At 41.4% G+C, this 13,752-nt stretch carries 19 protein-coding genes; 12 read left to right on the top strand and 7 right to left on the bottom strand.

Features of this window, described 5'->3' with window-relative positions; translation table 11 throughout:
- Positions 1-2: 2 nt before the first annotated feature.
- From L1068_RS06620 to mlaF, 6 genes are read right to left on the bottom strand one after another with little or no spacing between them, the layout of a single operon-like run.
- Positions 3-257, bottom strand: coding sequence for a BolA family protein (locus tag L1068_RS06620; RefSeq protein ID WP_010561582.1), 255 nt, complete (start codon positions 255-257; stop codon positions 3-5).
- Between the two features lie 5 nt (positions 258-262).
- Positions 263-547: an STAS domain-containing protein gene (locus tag L1068_RS06615; protein ID WP_237129585.1), complete on the bottom strand. Its 285-nt coding sequence runs from the start codon at positions 545-547 to the stop codon at positions 263-265.
- Between the two features lie 3 nt (positions 548-550).
- On the bottom strand, positions 551-1,210 hold the full coding sequence (locus L1068_RS06610) for an ABC transporter substrate-binding protein (protein ID WP_237129584.1): 660 nt from the start codon (positions 1,208-1,210) through the stop codon (positions 551-553).
- 20 nt (positions 1,211-1,230) lie between these two features.
- Entirely contained in the window at positions 1,231-1,746 is a 516-nt protein-coding gene (gene mlaD, locus L1068_RS06605; RefSeq protein ID WP_237129583.1) for an outer membrane lipid asymmetry maintenance protein MlaD, read from the bottom strand.
- Positions 1,747-1,756: 10 nt separating this feature from the next.
- A complete protein-coding gene (gene mlaE / locus L1068_RS06600) occupies positions 1,757-2,536 on the bottom strand; it encodes a lipid asymmetry maintenance ABC transporter permease subunit MlaE (protein ID WP_010561578.1) in 780 nt (259 codons plus the stop codon).
- Positions 2,529-3,338, bottom strand: a complete 810-nt coding sequence (gene mlaF, locus L1068_RS06595) for a phospholipid ABC transporter ATP-binding protein MlaF (protein WP_010561577.1) — start codon at positions 3,336-3,338, stop codon at positions 2,529-2,531. Before mlaF ends, mlaE begins: the two co-directional genes overlap by 8 nt.
- Positions 3,339-3,500: 162 nt before the next feature.
- Between mlaF and L1068_RS06590 the strand changes: the two genes are divergently transcribed.
- The 12 genes from L1068_RS06590 (at position 3,501) to mgtE (ending at position 12,797) form a co-directional block, all read left to right on the top strand.
- Positions 3,501-4,484: a calcium/sodium antiporter gene (locus L1068_RS06590; protein WP_237129582.1), complete on the top strand. Its 984-nt coding sequence runs from the start codon at positions 3,501-3,503 to the stop codon at positions 4,482-4,484.
- 9 nt (positions 4,485-4,493) lie between these two features.
- Positions 4,494-5,456, top strand: coding sequence for a KpsF/GutQ family sugar-phosphate isomerase (locus L1068_RS06585; protein WP_138629507.1), 963 nt, complete (start codon positions 4,494-4,496; stop codon positions 5,454-5,456).
- The gene (gene kdsC, locus L1068_RS06580) at positions 5,453-6,025 is read left to right on the top strand and encodes a 3-deoxy-manno-octulosonate-8-phosphatase KdsC (RefSeq protein WP_237129580.1); all 573 of its coding nucleotides are present in this window, start codon (positions 5,453-5,455) and stop codon (positions 6,023-6,025) included. The genes L1068_RS06585 and kdsC overlap by 4 nt, the downstream gene beginning before the upstream one ends.
- Complete coding sequence (gene lptC / locus L1068_RS06575) at positions 6,025-6,576, top strand: LPS export ABC transporter periplasmic protein LptC (RefSeq protein ID WP_010561573.1); 552 nt, start codon at positions 6,025-6,027, stop codon at positions 6,574-6,576. Before kdsC ends, lptC begins: the two co-directional genes overlap by 1 nt.
- Before the next feature lies 1 nt (position 6,577).
- Complete coding sequence (lptA, locus tag L1068_RS06570) at positions 6,578-7,096, top strand: lipopolysaccharide transport periplasmic protein LptA (protein WP_237129579.1); 519 nt, start codon at positions 6,578-6,580, stop codon at positions 7,094-7,096.
- A complete protein-coding gene (gene lptB / locus L1068_RS06565; RefSeq protein WP_010561571.1) occupies positions 7,093-7,818 on the top strand; it encodes an LPS export ABC transporter ATP-binding protein in 726 nt (241 codons plus the stop codon). The genes lptA and lptB overlap by 4 nt, the downstream gene beginning before the upstream one ends.
- 78 nt (positions 7,819-7,896) lie before the next feature.
- Positions 7,897-9,393, top strand: coding sequence for an RNA polymerase factor sigma-54 (locus tag L1068_RS06560; protein WP_100914281.1), 1,497 nt, complete (start codon positions 7,897-7,899; stop codon positions 9,391-9,393).
- Positions 9,394-9,415: 22 nt separating this feature from the next.
- Positions 9,416-9,703: a ribosome hibernation promoting factor gene (gene hpf / locus L1068_RS06555; RefSeq protein ID WP_010561569.1), complete on the top strand. Its 288-nt coding sequence runs from the start codon at positions 9,416-9,418 to the stop codon at positions 9,701-9,703.
- A 1-nt stretch (position 9,704) separates the two neighbouring features.
- Positions 9,705-10,160 (top strand): PTS IIA-like nitrogen regulatory protein PtsN, encoded by a 456-nt coding sequence (gene ptsN / locus L1068_RS06550; RefSeq protein WP_010561568.1) that lies wholly within the window; start codon positions 9,705-9,707, stop codon positions 10,158-10,160.
- Between the two features lie 15 nt (positions 10,161-10,175).
- Positions 10,176-11,024 carry an RNase adapter RapZ gene (gene rapZ, locus L1068_RS06545; protein WP_237129577.1) on the top strand — a complete coding sequence of 283 codons (849 nt, stop codon included), beginning with the start codon at positions 10,176-10,178 and terminating at the stop codon, positions 11,022-11,024.
- 15 nt (positions 11,025-11,039) lie between these two features.
- Positions 11,040-11,312, top strand: a complete 273-nt coding sequence (locus tag L1068_RS06540; RefSeq protein WP_010561566.1) for an HPr family phosphocarrier protein — start codon at positions 11,040-11,042, stop codon at positions 11,310-11,312.
- 123 nt (positions 11,313-11,435) lie between these two features.
- Positions 11,436-12,797: a magnesium transporter gene (mgtE, locus tag L1068_RS06535; RefSeq protein WP_010561565.1), complete on the top strand. Its 1,362-nt coding sequence runs from the start codon at positions 11,436-11,438 to the stop codon at positions 12,795-12,797.
- 32 nt (positions 12,798-12,829) lie between these two features.
- Here the strand turns inward: mgtE and L1068_RS06530 are convergent, their stop codons facing one another.
- Positions 12,830-13,729 (bottom strand): bifunctional GNAT family N-acetyltransferase/hotdog fold thioesterase, encoded by a 900-nt coding sequence (locus L1068_RS06530; protein WP_237129576.1) that lies wholly within the window; start codon positions 13,727-13,729, stop codon positions 12,830-12,832.
- Positions 13,730-13,752 lie beyond the last annotated feature (23 nt).

Here is a 13,752-nt window from a genome sequence, read left to right as displayed (position 1 = left end):
ACCTATAGCATCATCAATTTGCGATCACGTTCCCATTGCTCTGGCGTGTAGGCTTTAATTGATACGGCATGCATTGTGCCATCAGAAATCTTTTCCATTAATGGTGCATAAACCATTTGCTGCTGCTTAACGCGCGACGCGCCAGCAAAACACTCACCTACAACAATCAGTTCATAATGACTGCCTTCAGCTTTTACTTTAATAAAATCAAGCGATAATGCTTGCGATAAAATATCTTCGACTTGTTTAGGATCCATTAACTCTACTCAAATAAATTCTCTACGTGACCCAATTGCATTAGCTTTTTGAGTTGCTCAGGTAAGTGGACAAGTTTAAGGCTTATATTGTTCCGTTGCAATTGTGAGAAATTATAGATGAGCCAAGCAAGGCCTGCAGTGTCAACTTTAGCAACCTCGCTCAAGTCGAGTGTTAGGGTTGATTGAGTTGGAACTTTGGGTAGTTTAACACTCGGTACAGAGTAGCGATTTAGCTCGCCACTCAATACATAAGTTGTGTCATTAACCGCTTTTAACGTAAGTAAAGACATTACTTATTCACCAGCAAATTGCACTGGCAACTTGCTCTTTTTATCTAGCATATCAATTACGTAACCAAGGCCTTCTGTACGAAGAATACCGTGAAACTCTGATTGCTTAGCATCTAATAAGCTAATGCCTTCAGGTAACATATCGAAACCTTTCCATTCGCCTGATTTAGTTTTGCGTACTTTAAAATCGATGTTGATATCTGGCTTACCTGATTCAACAATCTTAGTTTTAACAAGCACTAACTTATCGTCTGAAAAGTCTTGAGCTGGTGCAAATTCTACCTCTTGACCACGATACTGGGTAAAAATACCCGCATAAGACGTAATTAAGTATTCGCGAAATACATCAATAAAGCGTTTAAGGTTTTCAATTTCCGCCTTTTGCTCTTCTTTATCTTTAATATTACGCACTTTAGAAATATAGCTACCTAACACACGCTGCGCCGCATAACGATAATCGATATAAGGAAGTAGTTCTTGCTCAACCACTACTTTTAAGTGATTTTTATCTTGTTCAATAATCGCTTTATCTTGAGTAATACGAGCAAAGGTATTTTCTGCAACCGTTCTCACCATTAAATATGGGTTACTTTCGTTCACTTCTTTAGCAACTGATACACTCGATGCCAATACCAGTAAAATCGCAAATAAATATTTCATCATCTTAACTATTACAATCCTAATTAATCGTTACTTTGGTTAAACAAAAACTGACCAATAAGCTCTTCCAATACCAGAGCTGATTTCGTATCAGTAATAAAGTCACCATCTTTTAAAACCTTTACTTCTTCGAGGCCAAACATTTCACTTAGTTCATCCTCACCATTCATATCTTTGTGCGCAATCACACCTGGGTTAATACCTAAATACTGCTCACCAAGAATACCTGAAGTTAATATATTGACCGACGTAGTCTCGGTAAAATTGCTGTATTCTGTCGCAATTTTCATGTGTACAACAGGAACATAGTCCGTAGGGTCTAAATTAATTGCTTCAACACGACCCACTACAACACCACCCACCTTGATTGGTGAACGCACTTTAAGTGAACCTATATTGTCGAATTTTGCATAAAGGCTGTAAGTATCGCCATTTCCGCTCATGCCCGCATTCGCTACCTTAAGTGCCAGCATCACAATTGCCGCAATACCAAGCGATACAAAAAATCCCACTAAAGTTTCAATTTTCTTCGAATTCATTTTTTACCCTTTACGCGCCAAACATAATTGCTGTTAGCACAAAATCTAATCCCAAAACTGCCAATGATGACTGCACTACGGTTTCTGTTGTTGCTTTACTAATACCTTCAGAAGTTGGTACACAATCGTAACCTTTATAAAGTGCAATCCAAGTCACAACAAAAGCAAATACCACAGCTTTAATTGCGCCATTTAGAATGTCTTTTTCAAACGATACTTGTGCCTGCATAATTGACCAAAAACTACCTGAATCCACACCAAGCCAATCAACACCAACAATATGTGCACCAAGAATCGCTACCGCCGAGAAAATCATCGCAAGCAGCGGCATACTAATCATGCCAGCCCAAAAACGTGGCGCAATCACACGTTTTAGGGGATCTACAGCCATCATTTCTAAACTAGTCAACTGTTCTGTTGCCTTCATTAAACCAATTTCGGCAGTTAATGCACTGCCTGCACGACCAGCAAATAACAATGCCGTAACTACTGGGCCTAACTCTCGCAATAAGCTTAGCGCAACCAATGGGCCAAGACTGTCTTCAGCACCGTAATCCACCAACACTGTGTAGCCTTGTAACGCCAATACCATGCCGATAAAAAGGCCTGATACTAAAATAATAATCAGTGATAAAAAGCCAACCATATAAAGTTGCTTTATCAATAATGGTGTACCCTTTTTGAAATTTGGCACACTAAAAATAGCGCCTAACAACATAATTAGCGCACGGCCTATGCCTGCTAGTGTGTCTAGTGTATTGCGGCCGATTGTTTGAATAGTATTAACCACGTTCGCTTCCCATTAATAAATCTTGTTCGTATGGCGCAGCATCAAAGTGGAATGGTACAGGGCCGTCAGATAGCCCTTGTAAAAACTGTTGAACTAGCGGCGATTTTGACTGAGCAACCTGTTCAGGTGAACCTTCACCAATCACTCCTTTATCCGCTAAAATCACGACATGATCCGCAATACTCATCACCTCTGTCACATCGTGCGTTACCACCAAAGAAGTGATATTAAGCGTTTGGTTTAGTGATTTGATTAACTTAACTAACACGCCCATTGAGATTGGGTCTTGTCCTGCAAAAGGCTCATCGTACATGATTAATTCGGGGTCGAGTGCAATTGCCCGTGCCAGTGCCGCACGTCGTGCCATACCACCTGAAAGTTCTGACGGCATTAAGTCTCGCGCGCCACGCAACCCAACCGCTTCTAATTTCATTAATACGATGATACGGATAACATCTTCTGACAGTTTAGTGTGTTCGCGAAGTGGAAAAGCAATATTGTCAAACACGCTCATATCAGTAAATAAAGCGCCGCTTTGAAATAACATGCTCATACGTTCACGCGCTTGGTATAACTCGCTGCGTGACATTTTGGGAATGCTTTCACCTGAAAACAAAATGTCGCCTGAATCGGGTTTCAGCTGACCACCAATCAAACGCAACATGGTTGTTTTACCGATACCACTTGGTCCCATTATCGCGGTGATTTTTCCTGTAGGAACGCTAAAGCTCATGTTTTGATAAATCACTCTATCGCCACGAGAAAAGGTAACGTCCTTTATTTCAACTAAACTTTGCGACAAGTCGCTCTCCTAGAATTAATTGCGCACTGTATTCTAAGCGTTTTAAAAATGTTCTGAAACCTATGAAAAAGTAAATATTTGTAATAACACTTACAAAAGCTGTGTTTTAAATCCAGATTTGATATTATTTGGTGTTATCTAAATTTTGGTTTTTATTCAATAATGTTGTTATCAATTGCTATTTTAATTGCAGGATTTGTCGGCTTAGTTTGGAGTGCGGACCGCTTTGTTTTTGGTGCGGCTGCACTGGCAAAGAACTATGGTATTCCAACATTAATTATTGGTTTAACAATTGTCGCGATGGGCTCATCGGCACCTGAGATGATGGTATCGGCGCAAGCGGCGCTAGCAAAACAAACAGACACAGCTGTCGGCAACGCGGTTGGTTCAAATATTACTAATATTCTGCTAGTACTCGGAATTACCGCGCTGTTGCGCCCGCTGAGTGTGTCATCGAGTACACTAAAACGTGAAATGCCAGTAGTAATGCTAGTATCGCTCGGTGCTTGGTACATTTTATCGGACAACTATTTAGCATTCGGTGAAGGCGTTGCTCTTATGGTGAGTTTCTTCATTTTTATTGCTGCAGTGACCATTATCTCGGTAAAACAAAGCAAAGCAACCAATGCCGAACACGACCCCTTTGTTGACGAAGCCTGTGACGAAGTGCCTGACAATGTACGCACACCGATTGCTCTTATGTGGTTAGTTATCGGCATGGCGATTTTACCTATCAGTTCACATTTTATTATTGAATCTGCAACCGATATTGCCAAACTATTTGGTATTAGCGATTTGGTGATTGGCCTAACTATTATTGCAATTGGTACCAGCTTACCTGAACTTGCGGCGTGTGTTGCTGGCGTACTTAAAAATGAAGACGACTTAGCGCTAGGCAACATTATTGGCTCAAATATCTTTAACCTGTTAGCGGTATTGTCGCTTGCGGGCATTATTAATCCATCAAGCGTTGATCCTGCAGTATCGAGCCGCGATATCTTAATTATGTTAGGTGCAACAGCAGCCCTTATTGCAATGAGTTTGAGTATTCGCGGTTCACGCCGTATTAATCGTGTTGAAGGCGGTTTGTTGTTAGCTGCCTTTTTAGGATATCAATACCTTATTTTCTCAACAGTAAGCGCTTAAGGCAAAGTCATGAACTTTATTGCTCGCGGTAAACGCGTTTTAGAAATCGAAAAAAATGCCATTGAGCAACTCGCTCAATATATTAACGATGACTTTAGCAATGCGTGTCAGTTGATGTATGACTGCAAAGGCCGTGTTATTGTCATTGGTATGGGAAAATCGGGTCATATCGGTAATAAAATAGCAGCAACGCTAGCAAGCACTGGCACACCCGCTTTTTTTGTCCACCCAGGCGAAGCAAGTCACGGCGACTTAGGCATGATCACACAAGATGATGTGCTATTGATGATCTCTAATTCAGGTGAAACCGCAGAAGTGATTAACCTGATCCCAGTAATCAAGCGCATTGGTGCAAAAATCGTAGGCATGAGTGGCAAACAACACTCAACTCTTGCACAACAATCTAATGTGCATATTTGTATCGCTATTTCAGAAGAAGCCTGCCCTTTAGGACTAGCACCTACAGCAAGTACTACAGCAACCTTGGCGATGGGCGATGCGATTGCTGTTGCATTGCTTGAAGAAAAAGGCTTTACCGCCGATGATTTTGCTTTATCACACCCTGGCGGCAGTTTAGGTAAGCGCCTATTGTTAATGCTTAAAGACATTATGCATCAAGGCGAAGCATTACCTGTGGTCGCTGAAAACACAACGGTTAAAAACGCTCTGTTAGAAATGACAGCCAAAGGGCTTGGTATGACAGCCGTTGTCGACAATAACGGATTACTTTCAGGTATTTTTACCGATGGTGACCTGCGCCGAATTTTAGAACAACGCATTGATATTCACGCTACAGCTATTTCAGAAGTGATGACGAAACAGTGCACAACAGCAAATGAATCGATGCTTGCTGCTGAAGCCTTAAACATAATGGAACAAAAGAAAATAAACGGTTTGCTTGTAGTTGACCAGCAACAACAGCCAATTGGTGCACTTAATATGCAGGATTTACTTAAGGCAGGTGTTTTATGAGTTTAACTTTATCACAACAGCTTTTTAACGAATTATATGCACAAACTAGTACTGACGTATTTGCAAAAGCCAGCAAAATTAAACTACTGATTTGCGATATCGATGGCGTATTTTCAGATGGGCGCATTTACCTTGGTAATGATGGTGAAGAACTTAAAGCATTTCACACTAAAGATGGTTTTGGTATTAAGTCACTAATTAACAGCGGCGTACAAGTAGCGGTAATTACAGGTCGCAACTCAAAGATTGTGGAAAACCGCATGAAAAGCCTTACCGTTCAACATATTTATCAAGGGCAAGAAGATAAAATTGTCGCTTTTAATAACTTAAAGAACACGCTATCACTTGATAACGAAAACATTGCTTATATTGGCGACGATAGTCCTGATTTACCCGTAATGGAATTAGTTGGCTTTGCTGTAGCAACCAATGATGCTCACCCTCTGGTAAAACGCATCGCTGATTATAAAACTACCATGCTAGGCGGTTTTGGCGCAGTAAGAGAACTGACCGATTTAATTATGCTGAGCCAAGACAAAACACTTAGCCACGCAGGCAGTAGCAGCTAATGTCGGCGCGTATTGCACTTACTATACTTTTCACCATTGCTATGGTTTGGCTTTGGTTGCCTTATTTCTTTACACCCAAAGAACCAAAGCCGATTGTTGAAAACGTTGCCAGTATTCCTGATTACATTGCAACCGACTTAAAACAAACCAACTTTAATGAATCTGGTACTGTTAGCCATAAAGTAATGGCGCGAAAAATGTCGATGTATCAAGATTTAGGTTTTACCCACTTTGAAAAACCGCAATTTACTATTTTTTCTGAACAAGGTGTGTGGCAACTCACAGCCGATGAGGCCACGCTCTACAATAACGAAAAGCTCATTTTGGAACAAAACGTTATTGCCAAAAGTCTAACGCCAAATATCATGCTCAATACAATTGAAGCGGCAAGTGTAGAATATTTAATTAATAGCAAACTAATGACTTCTCAATCCGAAGTAAAAATGACAGGTCCTGGACTTGAAATTAAAGGACAAGGCCTCAATGCTAATTTAGAAGAGCAAGTTATTAAGTTAATAAACCATACAAAGACCACTTATTATGACCAATAACATGACGAAATTACTGTCAATCGCTGGACTAGCCTTCACTTTGTGTATCACAAGTGGACACGCTATCGCTGAGCAGATCAAACTTAAGCACCCACTTGAGATTGACGCCGATGAGCAAGCTGCTCGCTTAAAAGAAAATGTCGGTATTTTTCGCCATAATGTACAAATTAAGCATGGCAACATGACCATCACCGCCGATTACCTTGAAGCACATAAACGAGCTGAGTTAGGAGATAACCAGCAATTGCTTATTGCCAGTGGTGACCCGGTAAAATTTAGTGCTGAACAAGAAGATGGGTCAACCATTGTCGCAAGTGCTAAAAAAGTCACTTACGATGTGGCTAAATCATTATTTACAATGTCTGGTGGCGCTAAATTTCAACAAAATGGCGACATGATGTCAGCAGATACCATCATCTATGATCGCGCAGCTGAAACAGTGACGTCTAAAAAAGCTGAAAACTCAACTAACCAAGTAAAAACCATCATCAATACGCAAAATGAACAAGGCGGACAATGAGCACATTAATTGCCGAAAAGCTGGCTAAAAGTTACAAATCACGCCAAGTGGTAAAAAATGTTGGTTTAGAAGTGAAAGCTGGCAGCATTGTTGGTTTGCTTGGCCCTAACGGTGCCGGTAAAACTACGACCTTTTACATGATTGTTGGTTTAGTACCGAGCGACAATGGCGTTATTCGCATTGATGATAATGACATTACATTGCAACCAATGCATAGTCGCGCCCGTTTAGGTATAGGCTATTTACCGCAAGAATCGTCGATTTTTAGAAAGCTTACTGTGTATCAAAACATCATGGCGATTCTAGAAACACGCAAAGAACTTAATCGTGTGCAACGCGAAGAAGCGCTCGATGATTTATTAGAAGAATTTAACATTGGCCATATCCGAGATTCACAGGGTATGGCATTGTCGGGCGGTGAACGTCGTCGTGTGGAAATTGCGCGCGCATTAGCCGCAAACCCCAAATTTATCCTGTTAGATGAACCTTTTGCTGGTGTTGATCCTATTTCAGTGATAGATATAAAGAAAATAATTGAGCATTTGAAAAATCGCGGCATTGGCGTGTTAATAACAGACCACAACGTGCGTGAAACCTTAGATGTATGTGAAAAAGCCTACATTGTTTCTCACGGCGAATTAATCGCATCTGGCACGGCTGAAGACGTTTTAAACAACCAAAAAGTACGCGATGTATACCTAGGTGAACAATTCAGACTATAGTAATAGTTATAGGCCTTAACTTTGGAATTGAATTGTTAACTAGCGGCTTGAAATCGAAAGAAGGATTAGAATAACTACATGAAGCAATCTTTACAGCTTCGCCTTGGGCAGCAACTAACAATGACTCCACAATTGCAACAGGCTATTCGCTTGTTGCAGCTGAGTACGTTAGATTTGCAGCAAGAAATTCAAGAAGCGCTTGATGCCAATCCTTTACTTGAAGAAGACATTGACTACAGTGACGATAAACAAAACAACGAAAACACTGAGTCAAACAAAGACGAATCATTAAACGGCGATGATATTGAAGCAGCGCCAAGCCAAAGTGAAATTGAATCAAGCGACGCACTTAGCAACGAGAATATTTCTGAAGATTTAGCTATGGATGTGTCGTGGGATGATTATATCAGCGCCGCACCTGTTTCTGTCAGTAACGCCCCAGCTCCTGACAACGATACTGTATATCAAGGCTCTACCAGCGAATCATTGCAAGATTACTTGATGTGGCAATTACGCTTAACGCCGTTCAGCGACACCGACGAGATGATCGCAACCACAATTGTTGAAGCGGTAGACGATTCGGGTTATTTAACACAAAGTAGCGAAGAAATTTTAGAAGCGGTACAGCAATCTGACGACCAAGAACAAATTGAACTAGACGAAGTTGAAGCGGTACTTAAACGCGTTCAACTCTTTGATCCTGTTGGTATTGCTGCGCGTTCGTTACAAGAATGTTTATTGATCCAGCTCAATCAGTACGACAAAAATACCCCTTGGCTAAACGAAACAAAGAGCGTAATCTCAAACCATATGGAACTTTTAGGGTTACGTGATTATCGTACAATAATGAAGAAGGCTAAACTCAAGGAGCCTGAGTTAAAAGAAGTCTTAACATTAATACATAGCCTTAATCCAAAGCCAGCTGAAAGCATCATAAAAGAAGAACCTGAATACGTGGTTCCCGATGTTTCAGTAAAGAAAATTAAAGGACGCTGGCGCGTTGATTTAAACAACGATAGCATGCCAAAGATCCGCGTGAATGAACAATACGCTGCGCTTACTCGCTCGATGAAATCAAGCACTGACAGCCAGTTTATTCGCAACCATTTGCAAGAAGCAAAATGGTTTATTAAAAGCTTAGAAAGTCGCAATGATACTTTATTAAAAGTAGCCAATTGCATTGTTGAACAACAACAGGCATTCTTTGAATATGGTGACGAAGCAATGAAACCTATGGTTTTAAACGACGTTGCCGAAATGGTCGAGATGCATGAGTCGACTATCTCGCGTGTAACAACGCAAAAATACATGCATACACCACGTGGCATTTATGAGCTTAAATACTTTTTTTCAAGCCACGTTAGCACGGAAAATGGGGGTGAGTGTTCATCCACCGCGATTCGAGCACTGATCAAAAAGCTAGTTGCGGCGGAAAATCCTGCTAAACCATTAAGTGATAGCAAGATTACCGACTTACTAGCAGAACAAGGAATTAAAGTGGCGCGACGCACTATCGCAAAATACCGTGAGTCGCTATCCATACCACCGTCTAATCAGCGCAAGAGCCTGATCTAGACCAAATAGAAGGAAAATGCTTATGCAATTAAACTTAACAGGTCGTCACGTAGAAATTACTGATTCTTTAAGAGACTATGTCACTAACAAATTTGCAAAACTAGAGAGGCATTTTGATCATATAAATAACGTGCACGTTATTCTAGATATTGAAAAACTATCACAAAAAGCAGAAGCTACTATGCATGTTAACGGTGGCGAATTGTTTGCCTCTACCGAGCATCAAGATATGTATGCAGCAATCGATGGCCTGGTCGACAAACTAGACCGCCAAGTAATTAAGCACAAAGAGAAACTTTCTCGCCACTAAAATGAAATTAACCGATATTATTGCTGAGGACTGCGCTAAAACCGCGGTCCTTTTTAATAGCAAAAAAAGACTGTTTGAATTTATTAGCGACCTTGCCCATCAGCAAGCCCCTGATATTACTTCTCAAGAGTTTCTTGAAGCCTTACTGCAACGCGAAAAGCTAGGTAGCACGGGTATTGGTAAAGGCCTCGCCATTCCTCATGGCCGCATTGATGGCCTACAAAATACCATTGGCTTTTTAATTGTAAATCAGTCACCTATTCCGTTTGATGCCATTGACGATAAAGACGTTGATATTTTTATCGTACTGCTCATACCAGAACAAAAGTGCCAGCAACATTTGCAGACTTTAGCCACCATCGCTGATAAACTAAAAGATAAGCAGTTTTGCCGTCAACTACGTCACGCTGAAAATAATCATCAGCTATATCAAATCATTAGTAGTGAGGCGAGTTAACTAAGGGAGATGTAAGTGCAACTTATTTTAGTCAGTGGTCGTTCTGGTTCAGGAAAAACAGTCGCACTCAGAGTATTGGAAGATCTCGGGTATTATGTTGTCGACAATATTCCTGTCAATTTATTGCCTTCGTTGATCCGCTCAGTTTCAGATAAATACGATAAAATTGCAGTGAGTGTTGATGCTCGCAATATGACTAAAGAGCCAGAGGAGATAGAAGAAGTACTCGACTATTTACCTGGTTTTGCAACGCCGACCTTATTTTACCTTGATAGTGATGATAGCACGCTAATTAAGCGCTTTTCAGAAACGCGCCGCTTGCATCCGTTATCACTGAATAATATCTCCCTTGAAGAAGCTATTGAAGCCGAGAAAAAACTGCTCGACCCTATCGCCTCGCAAGCAGATATTTTTATCGATACAACAGGCTTAAGTGTTCACCAACTTGCCGATAGCATACGAGAGAAAGTACTCGGTAAAAAATCAAATCAGTTAATTATCACGTTTGAGTCATTCGGTTATAAGCACGGTATTCCAAAACATGCTGACTATGTTTTTGACGCCCGCTTTTTACCTAACCCGCATTGGGAGCCAGCACTTAAGCCGTTAACAGGATTAGACCAACCGGTGATCGACTTCCTTTCTAGCCAGCCTGTGGTTCATAAATTTGCATGGCAAGTGCAAACCTTTATTGAAACTTGGTTACCGCATTTAGAGCGTAATAACCGTAGCTATTTAACCGTTGCAATTGGCTGTACTGGCGGCCAGCATCGTTCAGTTTATTTAGCGCAAACACTGGCTGATAGCTTCGCCAAACACCATAAAAACGTAAAAGCCCACCATCGTGAGCAAGTAAACAGATAAGCATAAGCGACTATTATGTCAGTTGAAAAACGATTTTTAATCGAAAACAAGTTAGGGCTACATGCTCGCGCTGCAACCCAACTAGCAAAGCTCGCAATGGCATTTGATGCGAAAATTAGTTTATCCCAAGGCGGTAAAACGGCTGAAGCTGATAGTGTATTGGGTTTAATGCTGTTAGAAAGCTCGCAAGGTAAAGAGGTATTAGTGCGTTGTGAGGGTCCTGACCAAGATCAAGCGTTACTTGCCATAGGCGATTTAATTCAAGCTAAGTTTAACGAAGACGAATAAACAGCTAACTTAGTTAAAACATTTTTCTGCAATAATGCTACAATAAGTTAGACGTAAGTTAACTCTAATAAATCAAAGAGTTGCAATCATTCACTCCAACCTTCAATAAATAATAGGGTGAACATGCCAGAAGCACTAGAACAAGACTACTCACAAACACAACTACATGAGGTTACAAAAGCCCTAAGTAGCGGCATGTTTGTGCATGTTCGACGCATGCTAGCGCATATGCCACCGTGTGATATTGCTTTATTGTTGGAGTCTTCACCGCATAAAAGCCGTACTGTTTTATGGCAATTGGTTGACCCTGATCTGCAAGGTGAAACCTTAGAAGAACTTTCTGAAGATGTGCGTAACGGCATTATCGCGCAAATGGATCCTGCGCTAATTGCCGCTGCAACGGAAGAAATGGATGATGATGACCTTGCAGAGGTGTTACGTAGCTTACCCGATACCGTATACCAAGAAGTATTGGGCTCAATGGATAAAACAGATCAAGAACGCGCGACATTTGTTTTATCTTACGAGGAAGAAACCGCAGGTGCTCTAATGAGTACCGATACCATCACGATTCGCCCTGATGTCACGCTTGACGTAGTTTTGCGTTATTTACGCTTAAAAGGCGAATTGCCTGAAGGTACCGATGAGCTTTATGTTGTCGATAAAGAAAACAAATTTTTAGGCGATATTCAGCTTGCAACATTATTGACAAAAAGTCCGTTACTCACTGTACGTGAAGTTATGGATAATGAATCTGAAGCTATCCCTGTCAGTATGGGTGAGTCAGAAGTTGCTCAATTATTCGAACGTCATAACTGGATTTCAGCCCCGGTTGTAGACGAAGACAGCCAATTACTTGGCCGTATTACCATCGATGACATTGTTGATGTAATTCGTGAAGAAGCCGAACACAGCATGATGAGTATGGCGGGTCTTGATGACGAAGAAGACACCTTCGCGCCCGTTGTAAAAAGTACCAAACGCCGCTCGGTGTGGCTTGGCGTAAACTTAATTACCGCAATCCTCGCTGCATTTGTCGCAGGTTTTTTCGAATCGACCTTAGGTATATTACCGATTTTAGCTGTGCTTAACGGCATTGTGCCTTCAATGGGTGGCATTGCCGGTAGCCAAACACTCACCTTAGTTATTCGCGGTATGGCTGTTGGCCACATTAACGATGCCAACCAGCGTTGGTTAATTGGTAAAGAAATAGCGATTGGAATGCTCAATGGCGTGATTTGGGCAGTGTTAATTGCTTCGGTAGTAGCGCTTTGGCAGTGGGACTTCACACTCGGTTTAGTGATTGCCTTTGCGATGTTTATGAATTTATTTGCCGCCGGTTGTGCCGGAGTAACAATTCCACTTATTTTAAAGAAGTTAGATATCGACCCAGCACTTGCTGGCGGCGTAATTCTAACAACAGTAACAGATGTAGTAGGGATTTTTGCCTTCCTTGGCACTGCAACCTACTTCCTGTTACCGTGATATAAGCACTTACGCTTATATCACCTTAGGTTCTACTTCTTTGGCAACAAGGTGTACTCACCGACAAACTCAGCAACCAGTTGCTCACCGTCAAAAATTTGCACAGGCACACTGTAAACTGCTTTTTCACCTTGCTCTAAACAAGAAAGGTCACCTGAGCACTTGTGTAAATCAACATTGCCGATAGGATCTTGTTTTAGCGGTTTCAGGTATTTAATACTTGCATCAGATAGCACTATTGCAGCGTCGCTTCCTATCTCTTTCAAATGTAAATAGGTTGCTCCCCAGCCTGTTAAAGTAGCAAGGCTATAAATAGAACCGGCAAACATCGTACCGTGAAGGTTTTGATTAGCACTAAATTCAGCGCTCGTAGTAAATTGCCAATCGGTATAACTCTCAACCTTTATGCCCATAGCATCGCTGATTGGAATATCCTCACGCCACGTATTTTGCAGCACCTTAGTCCATTCAGGGCGGCGGAACCAGCCTGGACATGACGGGCATACTTTAACCATTTTCCAATGTTGAATATCGCCGTACATCAAGTGCGCTTTTTCAACAACCACATAACCGTGGCGCTTATAAAAATCGACCGCTCTATCACGAGCAAACAAAAGTAATTCTTTAGCACCTTGCTGCCATGCAAGTTTCTCTAGTTCATGTAATAAACGGCTGCCAAGGTGGTGACCACGATGATCTTTATTCACCGCCATATAACGCACTTGTGCTTGTTCACCGGTATTCCAATGCAAACGTGCAACGCCTAGCACTTGTCCTTGTTCATTTTTAATAAAACGATGTTCCGCTTCTTGCTCGAACTCGTCTTGTTCAGAACCTCGAGGCTGCTGCCAAGGGGCGCGTAGCACCTGCCATCTAAGTTGATAATAATCCTGCCAATCTTGACTGCTTTGGGGTGTCGTAACTTGTAACATAGCGACTCCTTATAATTTTAATT

The sequence above is a fragment of the Pseudoalteromonas sp. MMG024 genome, from assembly GCF_021654175.1.
GTDB lineage: Bacteria > Pseudomonadota > Gammaproteobacteria > Enterobacterales > Alteromonadaceae > Pseudoalteromonas.
Note: the sequence above shows the minus strand (reverse complement) of the source record. Positions and strands in the feature narration are given on the sequence as shown.